Origin of the sequence: Herbaspirillum sp. 3R11 (assembly GCF_004563925.1) — a bacterium.
In the GTDB taxonomy this organism is placed as follows: Bacteria; Pseudomonadota; Gammaproteobacteria; order Burkholderiales; family Burkholderiaceae_D; genus Herbaspirillum.
Map to the genome: position 1 here is coordinate 646,291 of NZ_SPNJ01000004.1, position 15,306 is coordinate 661,596.

A 15,306-nucleotide genomic window follows, 5' to 3' on the forward strand; every position below is an offset into this window, starting at 1 on the left:
CTTTTTCATGTCGTTGCGGAAGTCAGAATTCTTCCCACGAATTGCCATCGTCAGCGCCTGCCAGGGCCGGCTTGAGCTTGCCTGACGACGCCGGCGCCGCTGCAGACACCGCTGTCTTGTTTTGCGTCAGTTTCGGCACAGCTTTGGGCGTTGTGGCCGCTGCAGCCGGCGTGAATTTTCGCGCGGCAGGCGAAGCTGCTGCCGTTACTGGCGCAACATGTCTTACCGGCTGCGGATGCGCGTGCGGTTGTACGCGCGCATGATCGCTGCCTGACAATTTGAAGACGCTGACGGCCTGCGCCAGCAGGTCGGCCTGCTCCTGCAGACTCTCGGCAGCCGCCGCGGCCTGTTCGACCAGCGCGGCATTCTGCTGCGTGATTTCATCCATCTGCGTGATGGCGCGATTGACTTCTTCGATGCCGGTGCTTTGCTCCTGACTGGCGGCGGTGATCTCGCCCATGATGTCGGCAACATGTTTGACCGAGGTGACGATTTCACCCATGGTGGCGCCCGCTTCGTCGACCAGCTTGCCACCCGCTTCGACCTTGCCGACCGAGTCGCTGATCAATTGCTTGATCTCTTTCGCCGCCGATGCCGACCGCTGCGCCAGGCTGCGCACTTCCGATGCGACCACGGCGAATCCGCGACCCTGTTCGCCGGCGCGCGCTGCTTCGACTGCGGCGTTCAAGGCGAGGATATTGGTCTGGAAGGCGATGCCGTCGATCACGCTGATGATGTCGACGATCTTGCTTGAACTCTCTTTTATGGAGCCCATGGTGTGCACCACGTCGCCGACCACCTTGCCGCCCTTGACGGCCAATTCCGAGGCCGAGGTCACCAGTGAGTTGGCCTGACGCGCATTGTCTGCGTTCTGGCGCACGGTGGAGGTGAGCTCTTCCATTGAGCTGGCAGTTTCCTCCAGGCTGGAAGCTTGCGACTCGGTCCGGTTGGACAGGTCGGCGTTGCCGACGGCGATTTCGCGCGAGGCGACGTTAATGGTTTCAGTGCCGGTGCGCACGTTGCCAACCACGCCGGCGAGTCCCTGACCGATGCCGTTGATGGCGCCCATGAGTCGGCCGAGCTCGTCGTCACGCTCGACCACCAGCTCAGCGGTGAGGTCGCCGGTGGCGAGTCGCTCGGCGACCGCGAGGCTCTGGTCGAGCTGCTTCTTGATCAATACATACAGCGCGTACAACACCGTGACCGAGACCACCACCGTCAGGCACAGCATCGCCAGTCCAACCATGTAGGCAATACCGCCGTCCCTGCGTGCCTTGTCCAGTTCGCCGGTGGTGCGCAGGTCCATCAGTTTTTCAAATTCGTTGATGGGACGCATGATGGCAGCAGCGTTCTTTTCATAGACGTCGTCGTGCACCAGCTTGCGTGCCTTCTCCAGATCGGGGGTGTCCTTTTTGCTGAACTTTCCCGAGCCGTCGTCGTATTCCCCTTTGACGGCGTGCATGGCGACTTCCTCGGTCTTGATCAGCGCAGTAGAGAGCGACTGCGCTTCAGTGAGCTTGGCGAATTCCTGGTCGGTGAAGCCGGCTTGTTTCATCAGATCGGTCATCGACACGGTGCGGCCGTCGGCACGCGCTTTCTTGCCGCTGCTGATGGCGACGATGTCCCAGTAGATCGCTTCGTAACGCGCATCGCCGGTGACGACGTAACTGCGCACGGCTTGGGTCAGGTGTTCGGAATTGCTGCGCACTTCGTTGGCCAGTTTGTAGGATTCATAGCGCGAGTCACCGGCTCTTTCGATTTCGTGTTGCGCTCGCAAGATCATTTGCAGTGCACCGAACATCAGCAACGACAGCGTCGCCAAGATGATGAAGAAGAAGAAAAAACTCCGCTTGAGCGTGAACAATTTACGCATTGCCGTTCCCCTATTTCCGTGAGAAATCGCGTCCTCATCGACGGATAGGGACGTGTGAAGACACCGCGGCACCGTGCGAAACGGTGCTGCGTGTCAGATGGCGATCAGATGTAAAACGTCAGTGTATGTAGCGACTGCGCGTACGCACGTGTCGGAGGCGTGCGTGCAGGTGGCGACTGTGGATGGTCGCAGCAAGAATGAGTCCGCCGGCAACGGCGGCCACGATCAGAAAGGCATCCATATATCCCCCTCGGAAAGATTACCTTTTATAGGCCAGAACGGCACTGCTACGCACCTGTGGATAGGTGTGGCATACGGATGCGTAGAACTGTCTTCGACTGGCTTGTAGAAAACATAACATGTTTACAAAACAATATGTCTTGGCGAAAGCAAAAAATATTCTAAGCAACAACATAAAAAGCACGGTCGTAATATTTTATGTCCTATAATCTTTCGATTACCGACAACAATGAGACGCCGCCATGCCTACTTCCGCCCTTCCAGCCGTGCTGCAGAACCTGCGCCTGCCCGTGATCGCTTCGCCGATGTTCATCGCCAGCAGTCCGGCGCTGGTGGCGGCGCAGTGCAAGGCGGGGATTGTCGGCTCTTTCCCGGCCCTCAACGCGCGCCCGGCCGAGCAGCTCGACGTCTGGCTGGCCCAGTTGCAGACCGAACTGGCGGCGTACAAGACGGCCCATCCCGAGGCCATCATCGGCCCGATTGCGGTCAATCAGATCGTGCATCAGTCCAACGACCGCCTTGCCCACGATGTGGAAGTCTGCGTGAAGCATCGCGTGCCGATCATCATTTCCAGCCTGCGCGCGCCACCGAAGGAAATGCTCGACGCCATCCACAGCTACGGCGGCATCGTGCTGCATGACGTGATCTCGATCCGTCATGCGCAGAAGGCGCTGGAAGCCGGCGTCGACGGTCTGATCCTGGTGGCGGCCGGGGCCGGCGGCCATGCCGGCGCCCTGTCGCCGTTCGCGCTGGTGGGTGAAGTACGCAAGTTCTTCAAGGGTCCGCTGATCCTGTCGGGCGCCATCGCCACCGGCGATGCCATCCTGTCGGCACAGGCCATGGGCGCCGACCTGGCCTACATCGGCTCGCGCTGGCTGGCGACCCAGGAAGCCAACGTCACCGACGAATACCGCCAGGCCATCGTCGACTCCAGTGCCGCCGATGTGGTCTACACCAACCTGTTCACCGGCGTGCACGGCAACTACCTGAAGAAGTCCATCGTCAACGCCGGGCTCGATCCGGACAACCTGCCGGAAGCGGACAAGACCAAGATGAATTTCGGCACCGGCGGCGACACCAAGGCCAAGGCCTGGCGCGACATCTGGGGCGCCGGACAGGCAGTCGGCCTGATGGATGACGTGCCGACCGTGGCGCAGATGGTCGATCGTCTGGAAGCGGAGTATGCAGCGGCGCGACAACGCCTGGCGCTGTAGTTCAACCGTAGTTCAACGACGGTTTCGAAGCCGCTCCGACAGACAGGTTCTGTCGGACAACGCCGCTATTTGCAAATGACTTTGTAACTAACGGCACTTCTCGCGCACTTGTATGTCGTACGGTCTCAGACACCATACAACGTGAGGACTTTATGACCAGCTTTCTGCGCACCAGAAAAGATCGCCATCCAAAACCGGAAAACAAGGCGCGTCTGCCCCATGAGCACGACCAGTCCGGTGACAGCCAGCGCAGCGATGTCGACCAGAAGGAAATGCGACGCGCCTATCAAGACATCCGCGAAGGCCAGGTGGACACCGATCTGCGCGGCAGCGGCGGTCTCGACGAGATGAACAAGGGACCCGGCAAACGCGCCAGCGAAGCACCGCGCAAGGATGACCCGTTCGACAAGTCACATTGAACCTTGCGTATGCAACGGACGTACTCAGCAGCGCGGAACAGCAAGCATTGACAGAAAATCAAGAGACGAAATTTGCCGGCAAATTGGCCTGAACAGGCTGCCATGCCGCCAAACGATACGCCGCTGATCAGCGGCGTATTGCATTTGGGCGATCCGCTTTGTGCCCCACCCGGCGCGGTAACGCTGCGGCCTCGGTCAAAGCCCGGAAGCGGCAATCCAGTCGCGGATGATGGTGAATAATTCCTGCGGCTTTTCCATTGGCGTCATGTGGCCGCAATCGCGGACGATTTCAAAATGCGCGGCCGGAATGCGCTGCGCCATTTCTTCCGACTCTTCCACCGTACGCAAACGGTCGGCATCGCTGGCCACGATCAGCGCCGGGCAATCGATGCGGTGCAGGTCGGCATAGCTGCCGTCGCGCAGCGTCGACAACTGGCGCAGGAACACTTCCTTGCCGTTGTTCAGCGCCATCGCTTGCAGGCGTTGCAACAGCGCAGCGTCGCCGGCACGGTCGGGATGCAGCGACGACGCCAGCGCGCGCGAAGTCAGCCCCTTGAACGGCGCCTTTTCCGCCAACGCGATCTGCGCCAGCGTAGCGGCCGATTCCTGCTCGCTTTGCGGACGCGACGAAGTATTCAGCAAGCCCAGGCCGAGCACGCGCTCCGGTGCTTTCAGTGCAATCGCCTGGGCCACGAAGCCGCCCATGGAAAAACCGAACAGCACGAACTTGTCCGGCGCATTGGCCAGCACCCGATCGGCCATGGCGTCCAGTGAATTGTCCTGGCCGAGGTCGCCGAAATGCAGCGTGCCGAGCGTGGCCAGATCGCTGCGCATGTCGTCCCACAAGGATGCGTTGAGCATGAAGCCCGGTAAAAAAACCAGATCGCGCATGTTGTTGTTCTCTTCCCAATCAGCTGATTATTTTGGCGTCGCCGGTTTCTCGCGCGCCTGCAAGGTCATGACGTCTCCATCCGCGGCAAACAGCTCCAGCGTACGGCCGGTGATGCGGTAACGTTCCAGCGCTTGCAGCCAGTCGAGGAAAACCGCTTCGAACTCCATGGCCTTGCCCGGGCAGGCCATGCGTGTTGCTGCAGCATGCCCGATGGTCAGACGGCCGCCGTCGCGCAGCACATACGGCGCGTTGAATGGATTGCACCAGGCGCGGCCGCTGACGCTGGCCTGGGCGCCGTCGTCCTGGAAGCTCAGGATCACCGGCGCGCTGCCCTCGCCGCCGCGCGGGATCTCATGCCCCGGCCAGCTGGTCAGTTCCCAGCGCACGCTGGTCAGCGCGGCGCCGTCGGCACCGCTCGGTTGCGAAGCGCAGCCTGCCAGTCCAAGCAGCGCCGCCAGCATTGCAATATATCGTTTCATGATGCCCTCTCCATGGTGAAAATCATTCCAGCCATTTGGCCCGGCTGGCCGCCAGCGCCACCGCGATGCACAGCGTGCCGATGAATGCCAGGCCCGCCTGCAGGCCGAAGCCATGCGCCAGGAAACCGACTACCGGCGGCCCGATCAGGCCGCCGCTGTAACTGAGCGTGGCGACGCCGGCCAGCGCGATCGCGCCATGCCGCCCGGCCGCGCTGAACACGAACGGAAACACCATCGCCACGCCGGTGCCGGCGATCGCGAAACCGATGATGACCAACGGAATATTGATCGCCGCGACCGCAATGAACACGCCCACCGCTGCCAGCAGCGAACCGAAGCCGACCACCTTGCGCGCGCCCCAGCGCTCCTTGAGGCGGTCGCCCACCAAGCGCGCCAGCAGCATCATGCCGGCAAACCCGGCATAAGCCAGCGGCGCACCGCCGTCGCCGGCGTGCATGTGGTCCTTCATGTACAGACCGCTCCAGTCGGCAATCGATCCCTCGACAATCGCGCCGCAGAATCCGATCAGACCGAGCGCCACCAGATGGCCGTGCGGAATGGCGAAGATCTTCTTGTCGGCGCTGGGTTCCGGCCGGTCGTTCGGCATCGCCTTGTACCCCAATCGCAGCGGCAGCAGGAACACCACGGCAAGCGCCGCGAAATGCCAGAACGGCGTGACCTCAAGCGCCGCCACCGCGCTACCCAGCAAGGCGCCGCTGAAGGTGCCGACGCAGAACCACGCATGCAGCAGCGACATGATGGAGCGCCCGGCCTGTTTTTCCGCCACTGCGCCCAGCGCATTGATGGCGACGTCGAAGCAGCTCGAGGCGGCGCCGTAGATCGCGCTGAACAACATCAGCAGCGCCAGGTTGGGGGCAATGCCCAGCGCCGGCAAGGTCAGCAGCAGCACCAATCCGGCATACCAGGTGGTACGACGCGGACCGTAGTGCGCGTTGAGCCACGCCGCCAGCGGAAACGAGCCGACCGCACCGATGCCGCCGCACAGCAGCACCATGCTCAGCGTGGCGGCATCGAGCTGCAGGTTGTCGCGGATCGACGGAATGCGCGCCGCCCAGCTGGCGTACAGCAGGCCCAGCATGAAAAAGAAAAACGGAATCGCGCTGCGGCGCCAGCGGGCGCGCCATGTGGTCGCGTCGGTCGGCGCATCCGCAGTCGAATTCAAAGTCAGGTCGGTTGTCATGCAATCCAGAGAGGAATAAACTTCGTCGGCTGCCATTATCCCGCATCCTGCCTGCGCCGATGATGTTCCTTCCATTCACCGCTGTACCCGTTTCATTTTCCGTTTCATTTTTTGCATGTCCGATCTCTCCGACCCGCTACACCAACTTCAGACCCAGGCCCTCGACGCACTGCTCGCACTGCAAGACCTGATCGACAACTACACGCCATTGCACGAAGACCGCGTCGCCACGCTGGCGCTGCAGATCGGTCGCCGCATGAAACTTGATGCGCCACGCCTGCAAGCGCTGCACATGGCCGCACGCGTGCACGACATCGGCAAGGTCGACATCCCGCTGGACATCCTCAACAAACCCGGCAAGCTCAACGATGCTGAATTTGCCTTGATCAAGACGCATGCGCAGACCAGCTACGATGTGCTCAAGCGCATTTCCTTCACGCTGCCGGTGGCCGACATCGTCCACGCACATCACGAATACCTGGACGGTTCCGGCTATCCGCGCGGCCTGCGCGGCGACGACATCCTGCCGGAGGCACGCATCCTCACCGTCGCCGACATCGTCGAATCGATGTCCGAAGACCGGCCCTATCGCAAGAGCCTCGGCATGCCCGCTGCGCTGGAAGAAATCAGCCGCCTGCGCGGCATCCGGCTCGACCCGGACGCGGTCGACGCCTGCCTGCAGGTCTGCGGCAACGCGCCCTGACAAGTTCCGCTACACTCTTGGCATTGCCGCGTTAGTACGGACGCGCGGCGCCATAACAATCAGGCAGCGCCTCACCGGTAGCCGCCGATATCCAAGAGACAATCTCATGCCAGAACCGATCGCCGCCACGCAGCGGGATTTCATCGTGCGCCATCCGTTGCTGACCGCCCTCGCCCTGTCGCTGGGCACCGCGATTGCGCTCGGCGTGGCGCGCTTTTCGTATGCGCTGCTGCTGTCGCCGATGCGCACCGACCTCGGCTGGCCCTACCTGATCGCCGGCGGCATGAACACCGGCAACGCACTCGGCTACCTGCTCGGCGCGCTCGTCTCACCGCCGCTGATGCGCCGCTTCGGTACACACAAGTTGCTGATCGGCGGCGCGCTGGCGACCGCTTTCCTGATCATCCTCTCGGGATTGTTCACCGATACCGCGACGCTGCTGGCGCTGCGCATCGTGACCGGTACAGTGAGCGCCTTCATCTTCATCTCCGGCGGCATCCTGATCAGCCGTCTGGCGGCGCTGCATCCGCAACGCGCGGGATTTTTGCTGGGCCTGTTCTACGGCGGCAGCGGCATCGGCATTGTCGCCTCGGCCTGGCTGGTGCCGGCGACCATGGCCGCCGCTACGGCCCACGGCGTCGCCCATAGCTGGCAATGGGCATGGATCGCGATGGGCTTGCTGAGCCTGGTGGCGACCGCCTTCATGGCGCCGCCGGCGCTGCGCATCCCGGCCTTGCCGCCGCAGGCGCAGGGCGCCGGACGATTCCGCATGCGCACGCTGAGCTTCGGGCTGAGCGGTTATTTCATGTTCGGACTCGGCTATATCGGCTACATGACCTTCGTGATTGCGCTGCTCAAGGAGCAAGGCATGTCGGCGTCGATGATCACGCTGTTCTACACGCTGCTGGGTCTCGCCGTGATGGCGTCGTCGCGGCTGTGGGCCGGCATGCTGGACAAGTTCAAGGGCGGCGAATCGCTGGCCATCCTCAACGCGCTGCTGAGCGTGGCGACGCTGTTGCCGGCGGTGACGGCGGCGCCGGTGGCGGTGTTCATCTCGGGATTATTGTTCGGCGGCGTGTTCCTGTCGGCGGTGGCCTCGACCACCGCACTGGTGCGCCACAACCTGCCGCCGGCCAGCTGGTCGCTCGGCATCAGCGCCTTCACGATCGTGTTCGCGGCGGGCCAGATCGTCGGTCCGAGCATCGTCGGCTGGATCGCCGACCGCAGCGGCGGCCTGCAGCAGGGCCTGCTGTTTTCAGCGCTGTCGCTGCTGGTCGGCGCGCTGCTGGCATGGCGTCAGCGACCGCTGCAGTTGCTTAAGAACTAAGCACCGAGTTTCACACTAAGATCAGGGAAAACAATCTCCACCTGACTTGCCTTGCCGAGCATGTCGGTGAGGAAGTTCAGACCGACGTGGGTGATTATTTCCACAATCTCGGCGTCACTGTAGCCGGCGCTGCGCACCTCAACCAGATCGAGCGCGCCAATCTTGCCGTTCTTCTCCAGCAGGCTGCGTGCGAACTTCACGGCGGCCGCGACTTGCGGATCTTCGCGCGCAATTGTTCTTTGCGCCGACGCAATGCGTGCCCGCACCGGCACAGCCAGCGTGCCGCCGTCGGCGATGCCGTGCAAGCCGAGGTAGGCGCGCAAGGCCGCCGGAGAATTGGCGAAGACCTTCAGGAAATCCGGCACCAGGCCGAGCTGCTCCTGAATGGCGGCGAACAAGGCGGCCTGTTCCGGAGTGGCGTCAGTAGTGTCGACGAGTTTGATGCGTGCCATGAAGACGGCCCTGACGATGGTGGAGATGCAGGGAGTGTCACCGATCTCGGGCATAATCCAAATACCCTGAAATCACAATTAGTCATTACAAAAACAGGAACAATATGGACCGACTCGAGTCGATGGCGATTTTCCTGGCGGTGGTCGATGAAGGCGGATTCGCCGCCGCCGCGCGCAAGATGAAGATCTCGCCGCCCGTCGTCACGCGCGCCGTGAGCGACCTGGAAGCGGCCATCGGCGTGCGCCTGCTGACGCGTACCACGCGCATCGTGCGCGTCACCGACGTCGGCGCACGCTACGCCGAGGATTGCCGCCGCGTGCTGGCCGACGTCACCGAAATGGAAGACCTGGCCGCCGGCGCCCACGGCGCGGTGCGCGGCCGCCTGGTGGTGACGGCGTCGGCCACGTTCGGCCGCATGTATGTCACGCCGATCGTGATGGAATACCTGCGGCGCTATCCCGAAGCCGAAGTCGAATGCCGTTTCGCCGACCGCATCATCAACCTGATGGACGAAGGCATCGACGTGGCGATCCGCATCGGCCAGCTGGCCGATTCCAGCTATCAGGCAATCCCCGTGGGCACGGTGCGGCGCGTGGTGTGCGCCTCGCCTTCCTATCTCGCCGAACACGGCGCGCCGCAGACCCCGGACGATCTGAGGCAACACGTGATCGTGTCCTCCAACGGCGTCTCGACCTCGCCGGACTGGCGCTTCACCAAGGGCGATGCGACCACCATCGTGCGCGTGCAGCCGCGCATGACGGTGATGTCGAACGATGAAGCCATCATCGCCGCGCTGGACGGCTTCGGCATCACGCGCGTGCTGTCCTACATGGTGGCGGCGCCGCTCTCGGACGGCCGGCTGGTGGAAGTCTTGCGCGGCCATGAGACGCCGACGCTGCCGGTACACGTGGTGCATCACGAAGGCCGCCATGCTGCGCGCAAGGTGCGCGCCTTCCTCGACCTTGCTGTCGGGGAACTGCGCGGCGGGCAGCCGGGCGTGGAGTAGGACCGTCCACCGGATTATTCTCGAACCGGGAATAGTCCATTGTCCGTGGCGGCGATTCTCATCATCCGCGTTATCAGCAACACTGGCGACTCCTACAACACACCACCTGGAGCTGCCATGAAACTCTACTACCACCCTCTGTCCGGCCATTCGCACCGTGCCCGCCTGTTCCTCTCGCTGCTGGGCGCACAACATGAACTGGTCCTGGTCGATCTGAAAAAGGGCGAGCAAAAATCCCCTGAAATCCTGAAGCTCAACCGCTTCGGCCAAGTCCCCGTATTGCAAGACGGCGACACCGTCGTCAGCGATTCCAACGCCATCCTGATTTACCTCGCCAAGTCGCTGGGCCGCACAGACTGGCTGCCGGAAAATCCGGCTACCGCCGCCGCCGTGCAACGCTGGTTGTCGGTCGCCGCCGGCGAAATCGCCCGCGGTCCGGCTGCCGCCCGCCTGGTCACCGTATTCGGTGCGCCCATTGATGCCGACGACGCGATCCGCCGCGCCCACGCCATCCTGACATTGGTCGAACAGGAACTGGCTACCCGCACCTGGCTGGCGGCTGAGCAAGCCACCATCGCCGACATCGCGTTGTACTCGTATATCTCCAGCGCACCCGAAGGCAACGTCGACCTGAGCGCCTATCCGCACACCCGCCAATGGCTGGCGCGGATCGAAGCGCTGCCCGGCTTCGTCGCATTCCAGAAAACTGCTGTCGGCCTGGCCGCTTAACCCATAAGGCATAAGGAGCGCCATCATGACTTCGACACAGCCGACACCGCCGCCAGCAAACTCCGTGACCTCTTCCGCCTCTCCCTGGCATGAAGGCGAGCTGACCATGCAGCGCAGCGTCGGCGTCGGCGTCGTCGAACGCATGGCCGGCCCCGGCCGCAGCCAGATGGGACGCACCTGGATGCCTGACCAGCATCGCCAGTTTTACGCCCAGTTGCCGTTCGTGATCCTGGGCGCCGTCGATACCGAGGGTGAAGTGTGGGCCACGCTGCGTGCCGGCCGGCCCGGTTTCATGCACGCCGACGTTGCCGAGAAACTCACGCTCGAACTGGCGCGCGATCCGCTCGATCCCGCCGACGCCGGCATGGAAGATGGCGACGGCATCGGCATGCTCGGCATCGAGCTGCACACACGCCGCCGCAATCGCATGAACGGCCTGGTCAGCCGGCAGTCGGACCAACGTTTCCACATCGACGTGACGCAGGCCTACGGCAACTGCCCGCAATACATCCAGTTGCGCCAATATGAATTCACCGATGCACCGGCCGGTCCCGTGAGCAAACTATCGGTGCTGGATGCCGACGCCGCCGCCATGATTCGCGCGTCCGATTCGTTCTACGTCGCCTCGTATGTGGTGCGCGACGGCAAGAAGCAGGTCGATGCCTCGCATCGTGGCGGCAAGCCAGGCTTCGTGCGCATCGACGACGACGGCGTGCTGACGATTCCGGATTTCTCCGGCAATCTGTTCTTCAACACGCTGGGGAATTTCTTGCTGAATCCGCGCGCCGGTCTGGTGTTTGTCGATTTTCGCAACGGCGATTTGCTGCAACTGAGCGGACGCGCCGAAGTCATCCTCAACGCCCCCGAAGTGGCCGCCTTCATGGGTGCGGAACGCATGTGGCGCTTCACGCCGCAACAGATCGTGCGCCGCCCCGCCGCGCTGCCGCTGCGTTGGATCGACGTTGCTGCCGGAGCGTCGCCTAACGCACTGATCACCGGGAGCTGGGAAGACGCCGCCGCACGATTGAAGGCAGCCGAACTCGCCACGCAATGGCGGCCGTTCCGCGTCAGCAAGATCGTCGACGAGACTGCGGCCATCCGCTCGTTTCATCTGCAGCCAAACGACGGCGCCGGCATGCCGGGCGTCCTGGCGGGACAGCATGTCTCAGTGCGGCTACCACTTCCGGAAGGCGGTACCCAGATCCGTCAATACACCTTGTCGAGCGCGCCTTCGGATGCCTTCCTGCGCATCAGTGTCAAGCGCCAGGGATTGTTTTCCGATCATCTGCACACCACGATCAAGGTCGGCGACATCATCGAGGCCCGGGCACCGGCCGGCAATTTCGTCATCGATGCGTCGGTGCGCCGTCCCGCTGTATTGCTGGCGGCAGGCGTCGGCGTCACGCCGATGCTGGCGATGCTGCGCCATCTGATCCACGAAGGCATGCGCAAGCGTTACCAGCGGCCGGTATGGCTGTTCCAGTCGGCGCGCAGCAAGGCCGAACTGGCTTTCGGTGAAGAGATCGCGGCGCTGGTCAATGCCGGCAAGGGCGGCGCGCGTCACGTGCGTGTGGTGAGTCAGGCCGATGATGGGATCGAGGCCTCGGGGCGTATCGATATCGCCTTGCTCAAGCAGACGCTGCCTTTTGACGACTACGATTTTTATCTGTGCGGACCCGCGTCATTCATGCAGCAAATGTATGACGGCTTGCGCACCATGAACGTGACCGATGCGCGCATCCATGCGGAAGCCTTCGGTCCTTCCGGCCTGCAACGTCAGGTCGACGAACAAGCAATACAAGTCCCGTTGAAACCAGCTGCGACCGACGCGGTGCCGGTGCTGTTCATGCGTTCCGCCAAGGAGGCGCGTTGGACCACCGAGAGCGGTTCGCTGCTGGAGCTGGCCGAGCAACGCGGCCTGAATCCTGAATCAAGCTGCCGCGACGGCCGTTGCGGCACCTGCCGTACTCGCGTGCTGCAAGGGGAAGTGACTTATGCGAAAACGCCGGAGTTCGCAGTCGCGGAAGATGAAGCGTTGATCTGCTGCGCCATGCCGGCGCAGGGTTGCACGACGCTGCATCTGGAGCTGTAATCAGCCCTCGTTGCAGCCTCGATGCCTGGTCAATGCCTGGGTCAGTGCATCAGGCCAGATGCTTGCGCAGCGAAGCGGTCAGCGCACCGCAGGATTCATCGGTGCCGACCGTGATGCGCAGGAACTGATTGATGCGCGCGCTGGTGAAGTGGCGCACGATGATGCCGTCGCCGCGCAGCTTGGCGGCGAGGCCGGCGGCGTCATGTTGCGGATGGCGCGCGAAGACGAAGTTGGCGGCCGACGGCAGCACCTCGAAACCGAGCGCCGTCAGTTCACCGACCAGCTTGCCGCGGCTGGCGATGACGGCGTTGCGGGTGCTGTCGAAATGCGCGTCGTCTTCCATCGCGGCAGTCGCGCCGGCGATGGCGATGCGATCCAGCGGATAGGAGTTGAAGCTGTTCTTGACGCGTTCCAGCGCACTGATCAGATCTGCATGGCCGACCGCAAAACCGACCCGCAAGCCGGCCAGCGAACGCGACTTCGACAGTGTCTGCACCACCAGCAGATTCGGATGCTGCGCCACCAGGTCGATGGCGCTGTCGCCGCCGAAATCGATATACGCCTCATCGACAATCACCACGCGATCCGGATTGCCGGCCAGCAGGCGTGCGACTTCGTCCAGCGCCAGCAGGCAACCGGTCGGCGCGTTCGGATTCGGGAAGATGATGCCGCCGATAGCCTCGCCCTGGCCGAGATAGTCGTCGACGCGGATGCTGAAATCCTCAGCCAGCGGCACCGCACGGTATTCCACCTCGTACAAACTGGCGTAGGTCGGATAAAAACTGTAGGTGATGTCCGGGAACAGGATCGGCGCGCCATGCTTGAGCAGCGCCTGGAAGGCATGCGCCAGCACTTCGTCGGAACCGTTGCCGACGAACACCTGCGCCGGCGACAGGCCGTGGCGTTTTGAGATCGCCAGCTTGAGCGGCTCGGCGTCCGGGTTCGGATACAGGCGCAGGTTGTCGCCGATTTCCTCGGCCATGGCGGCGATCGCCTTGGGCGACGGACCGTAGGGATTTTCGTTGGTATTGAGCTTGACCAGCTTGCTGATCTTGGGCTGCTCGCCGGGGGTGTAAGGCGTCAGGCGGCTGACGATGGGGCTCCAGAATTTGCTCATGGGAATGGTTTTCGCGCTGGCTCTGCAATAAAACAGCAATGGTAACAAACCCGGACGCGGCGCGCGTCAACTGGGGAGGCTGCTGGCGCATTAAGGGCATGCGCAAGGAGGGTTGCGCGACGTGCCCGCAAGCAACTTCGAGCAACTGCAAGAAACAAAAGCGATGCCGGGCACGCCATGACAATTCGAACAATTCGATAACGACAACGAAGGAAGCATCCGCATGGCCACAGAATACGAAGTCCCAAGCCCGCACGAACATCACCTGGAACACGTCGCCGAACACAATCACGGCAGCGGCGACAATTTCGCCGGCAAGATCGCCGTCATGACGGCGATCATGGCGACTGTCGGCGCCCTGTTCAGCTTCCAGGCCGGCTCCACCGAAAGCGCGGCGGCGATGAACAAGAACAACGCCGCCATCAAGAAGACCGAGGCCGCCAACCAGTGGAATTATTACCAGGCAAAATCCAGCCGCCAGAACCTGGCCGAGCTGGCGGCAACGATTCCCGGCGTCGATTCGGCCAAGTACAACGCCGCAGCGGAACGCTACAAGTCGGAGAAGGAAGACATCCGCAAGGCCGCCGAAAAGCTGGAGGCGGAATCAAAGGCATGGGACGAATTGTCCGAAGTCAAACTGCACCAGCATCACCGCTGGGCGCAGGCCATGACGGCGATCCAGATCGCCATCTCGCTGGCAGCGATCACACTGCTCACGCGCAAGGACTGGCTCAAGAAGATTTCCTACACCGCAGCAGGCGCCAGCGTGATCCTGGGCTCGCTGGCGGCGATGCATATCTGAGCTGAATCAACAGAGCAAACCTGTTCTCGCTCCGTAGCGAGAGGCCATCAGCCGGTGGCGGCCGGAACGGAGGAACCGGAATGTACTTAAGTACATGAGGATTCCGAGTACCGCCCGACGCCGGATCATGGCCTCGCAGTAGGAGCGAGAGCAGGTTTCAGGCTTTTGCTTCGATGTGATACATGCCCCACGGGCACAGCGCGAAGCGCGCGCTGATCGGCTTGTCCATGATCTCCGGAAAACTGTCGGCGTCATACACCGCCCACAAGGGGCCGAGGCCGCCCAAGGGGATGGCCTTGCCGTCCAGATGCGTGGCGACGATGAAGCGATATTTGCGGATGTCGGCGGTCGCCACCTGCACGGCGTAACCATCAACGGCGCGCAGCAGCACATCGCTTGCCGCACCGGCGCCGGCGGCTGCCAACACCTCGCTCAACAAGGGGCCGCTCAACACATGCTGCTTGTTGTCGTATTCCAGCGTCGGCTTGATGGAGGTTTGCGGCAAAGCGTTCAAGGCTGCAAAGTCGAAGGTATGGGCGCGGTTGAACTGCAGCTTCTGCTTGGCCATCATCTGATCCAGCGCGGGATCGAGCGCGCCGCGATTGCCTGCGCCGATGGCGCCGGTCAGTGTCAGCAGCACCGGCCCGGTGTCTTTGGGAGCGATGCAGGCGGCGGGGTTCTTCTTGCTGGCCGCCATCGCGGCAGTGCTCATGCTCAATAGACCGGCGGCGAGGAATTGTCTTTTCTTCATTGTTGATT

General features: G+C 62.7%; 15 protein-coding genes and 1 other RNA gene. 8 read left to right on the forward strand and 8 right to left on the reverse strand.

Annotation, left to right across the window (positions count from 1 at the left end; genetic code table 11):
* Positions 1-22 precede the first annotated feature (22 nt).
* Positions 23-1,873 carry a methyl-accepting chemotaxis protein gene (locus E4P32_RS24390; protein WP_116435975.1) on the reverse strand — a complete coding sequence of 617 codons (1,851 nt, stop codon included), beginning with the start codon at positions 1,871-1,873 and terminating at the stop codon, positions 23-25.
* A 482-nt stretch (positions 1,874-2,355) separates the two neighbouring features.
* On the opposite strand from E4P32_RS24390, the gene E4P32_RS19735 reads away from it, so the two are divergent.
* Together E4P32_RS19735 and E4P32_RS19740 are read left to right on the forward strand one after the other, a co-directional pair.
* Positions 2,356-3,327 (forward strand): nitronate monooxygenase family protein, encoded by a 972-nt coding sequence (locus E4P32_RS19735; protein ID WP_116435976.1) that lies wholly within the window; start codon positions 2,356-2,358, stop codon positions 3,325-3,327.
* 152 nt (positions 3,328-3,479) lie between these two features.
* Positions 3,480-3,746 (forward strand): hypothetical protein, encoded by a 267-nt coding sequence (locus E4P32_RS19740; protein WP_116435977.1) that lies wholly within the window; start codon positions 3,480-3,482, stop codon positions 3,744-3,746.
* Between the two features lie 195 nt (positions 3,747-3,941).
* On the opposite strand, the gene E4P32_RS19745 is transcribed toward E4P32_RS19740, so the two are convergent.
* The 3 genes from E4P32_RS19745 to E4P32_RS19755 are packed head-to-tail and all read right to left on the reverse strand — an operon-like array spanning position 3,942 to position 6,318.
* Positions 3,942-4,637 carry an alpha/beta hydrolase gene (locus E4P32_RS19745; RefSeq protein ID WP_116435978.1) on the reverse strand — a complete coding sequence of 232 codons (696 nt, stop codon included), beginning with the start codon at positions 4,635-4,637 and terminating at the stop codon, positions 3,942-3,944.
* 27 nt (positions 4,638-4,664) lie between these two features.
* Positions 4,665-5,117 (reverse strand): META domain-containing protein, encoded by a 453-nt coding sequence (locus E4P32_RS19750; RefSeq protein WP_233526732.1) that lies wholly within the window; start codon positions 5,115-5,117, stop codon positions 4,665-4,667.
* Between the two features lie 22 nt (positions 5,118-5,139).
* Positions 5,140-6,318 (reverse strand): MFS transporter, encoded by a 1,179-nt coding sequence (locus tag E4P32_RS19755; protein WP_116436053.1) that lies wholly within the window; start codon positions 6,316-6,318, stop codon positions 5,140-5,142.
* 115 nt (positions 6,319-6,433) lie between these two features.
* On the opposite strand from E4P32_RS19755, the gene E4P32_RS19760 reads away from it, so the two are divergent.
* Together E4P32_RS19760 and E4P32_RS19765 are read left to right on the forward strand one after the other, a co-directional pair.
* Positions 6,434-7,021, forward strand: coding sequence for an HD domain-containing phosphohydrolase (locus tag E4P32_RS19760; RefSeq protein WP_116435980.1), 588 nt, complete (start codon positions 6,434-6,436; stop codon positions 7,019-7,021).
* A gap of 106 nt (positions 7,022-7,127) precedes the next feature.
* Positions 7,128-8,348 (forward strand): YbfB/YjiJ family MFS transporter, encoded by a 1,221-nt coding sequence (locus E4P32_RS19765; RefSeq protein WP_116435981.1) that lies wholly within the window; start codon positions 7,128-7,130, stop codon positions 8,346-8,348.
* Here the strand turns inward: E4P32_RS19765 and E4P32_RS19770 are convergent.
* Positions 8,345-8,800: a carboxymuconolactone decarboxylase family protein gene (locus E4P32_RS19770; protein ID WP_116436054.1), complete on the reverse strand. Its 456-nt coding sequence runs from the start codon at positions 8,798-8,800 to the stop codon at positions 8,345-8,347. The genes E4P32_RS19765 and E4P32_RS19770 overlap by 4 nt on opposite strands.
* Positions 8,801-8,904: 104 nt before the next feature.
* Between E4P32_RS19770 and E4P32_RS19775 the strand changes: the two genes are divergently transcribed.
* The 3 genes from E4P32_RS19775 (at position 8,905) to E4P32_RS19785 (ending at position 12,628) form a co-directional block, all read left to right on the forward strand.
* Positions 8,905-9,807, forward strand: coding sequence for a LysR family transcriptional regulator (locus E4P32_RS19775; protein WP_116435982.1), 903 nt, complete (start codon positions 8,905-8,907; stop codon positions 9,805-9,807).
* A 117-nt stretch (positions 9,808-9,924) separates the two neighbouring features.
* Positions 9,925-10,536 carry a glutathione S-transferase gene (locus tag E4P32_RS19780; protein WP_116435983.1) on the forward strand — a complete coding sequence of 204 codons (612 nt, stop codon included), beginning with the start codon at positions 9,925-9,927 and terminating at the stop codon, positions 10,534-10,536.
* 25 nt (positions 10,537-10,561) lie between these two features.
* Positions 10,562-12,628: a pyridoxamine 5'-phosphate oxidase family protein gene (locus tag E4P32_RS19785; RefSeq protein WP_116435984.1), complete on the forward strand. Its 2,067-nt coding sequence runs from the start codon at positions 10,562-10,564 to the stop codon at positions 12,626-12,628.
* 49 nt (positions 12,629-12,677) lie between these two features.
* On the opposite strand, the gene hisC is transcribed toward E4P32_RS19785, so the two are convergent.
* Entirely contained in the window at positions 12,678-13,745 is a 1,068-nt protein-coding gene (hisC, locus tag E4P32_RS19790) for a histidinol-phosphate transaminase (RefSeq protein WP_116435985.1), read from the reverse strand.
* Between the two features lie 223 nt (positions 13,746-13,968).
* Between hisC and E4P32_RS19795 the strand changes: the two genes are divergently transcribed.
* Positions 13,969-14,547 carry a DUF4337 domain-containing protein gene (locus E4P32_RS19795; protein WP_116435986.1) on the forward strand — a complete coding sequence of 193 codons (579 nt, stop codon included), beginning with the start codon at positions 13,969-13,971 and terminating at the stop codon, positions 14,545-14,547.
* Between the two features lie 21 nt (positions 14,548-14,568).
* Here the strand turns inward: E4P32_RS19795 and E4P32_RS19800 are convergent.
* Positions 14,569-14,643: non-coding RNA, sX9 sRNA (locus E4P32_RS19800), on the reverse strand.
* Positions 14,644-14,704: 61 nt separating this feature from the next.
* Positions 14,705-15,298, reverse strand: a complete 594-nt coding sequence (locus tag E4P32_RS19805) for a molybdopterin-dependent oxidoreductase (RefSeq protein WP_116435987.1) — start codon at positions 15,296-15,298, stop codon at positions 14,705-14,707.
* Positions 15,299-15,306: the final 8 nt, after the last annotated feature.

Coding starts and splice junctions, on each gene's coding strand:
- E4P32_RS24390 (WP_116435975.1), bottom strand. CDS start 1,873: ATGCGTAAATTGTTCACGCTCAAGCGGAGTTTTTTCTTCTTCTTCATC.
- E4P32_RS19735 (WP_116435976.1), top strand. CDS start 2,356: ATGCCTACTTCCGCCCTTCCAGCCGTGCTGCAGAACCTGCGCCTGCCC.
- E4P32_RS19740 (WP_116435977.1), top strand. CDS start 3,480: ATGACCAGCTTTCTGCGCACCAGAAAAGATCGCCATCCAAAACCGGAA.
- E4P32_RS19745 (WP_116435978.1), bottom strand. CDS start 4,637: ATGCGCGATCTGGTTTTTTTACCGGGCTTCATGCTCAACGCATCCTTG.
- E4P32_RS19750 (WP_233526732.1), bottom strand. CDS start 5,117: ATGAAACGATATATTGCAATGCTGGCGGCGCTGCTTGGACTGGCAGGC.
- E4P32_RS19755 (WP_116436053.1), bottom strand. CDS start 6,318: ATGACAACCGACCTGACTTTGAATTCGACTGCGGATGCGCCGACCGAC.
- E4P32_RS19760 (WP_116435980.1), top strand. CDS start 6,434: ATGTCCGATCTCTCCGACCCGCTACACCAACTTCAGACCCAGGCCCTC.
- E4P32_RS19765 (WP_116435981.1), top strand. CDS start 7,128: ATGCCAGAACCGATCGCCGCCACGCAGCGGGATTTCATCGTGCGCCAT.
- E4P32_RS19770 (WP_116436054.1), bottom strand. CDS start 8,800: ATGGCACGCATCAAACTCGTCGACACTACTGACGCCACTCCGGAACAG.
- E4P32_RS19775 (WP_116435982.1), top strand. CDS start 8,905: ATGGACCGACTCGAGTCGATGGCGATTTTCCTGGCGGTGGTCGATGAA.
- E4P32_RS19780 (WP_116435983.1), top strand. CDS start 9,925: ATGAAACTCTACTACCACCCTCTGTCCGGCCATTCGCACCGTGCCCGC.
- E4P32_RS19785 (WP_116435984.1), top strand. CDS start 10,562: ATGACTTCGACACAGCCGACACCGCCGCCAGCAAACTCCGTGACCTCT.
- hisC (WP_116435985.1), bottom strand. CDS start 13,745: ATGAGCAAATTCTGGAGCCCCATCGTCAGCCGCCTGACGCCTTACACC.
- E4P32_RS19795 (WP_116435986.1), top strand. CDS start 13,969: ATGGCCACAGAATACGAAGTCCCAAGCCCGCACGAACATCACCTGGAA.
- E4P32_RS19805 (WP_116435987.1), bottom strand. CDS start 15,298: ATGAAGAAAAGACAATTCCTCGCCGCCGGTCTATTGAGCATGAGCACT.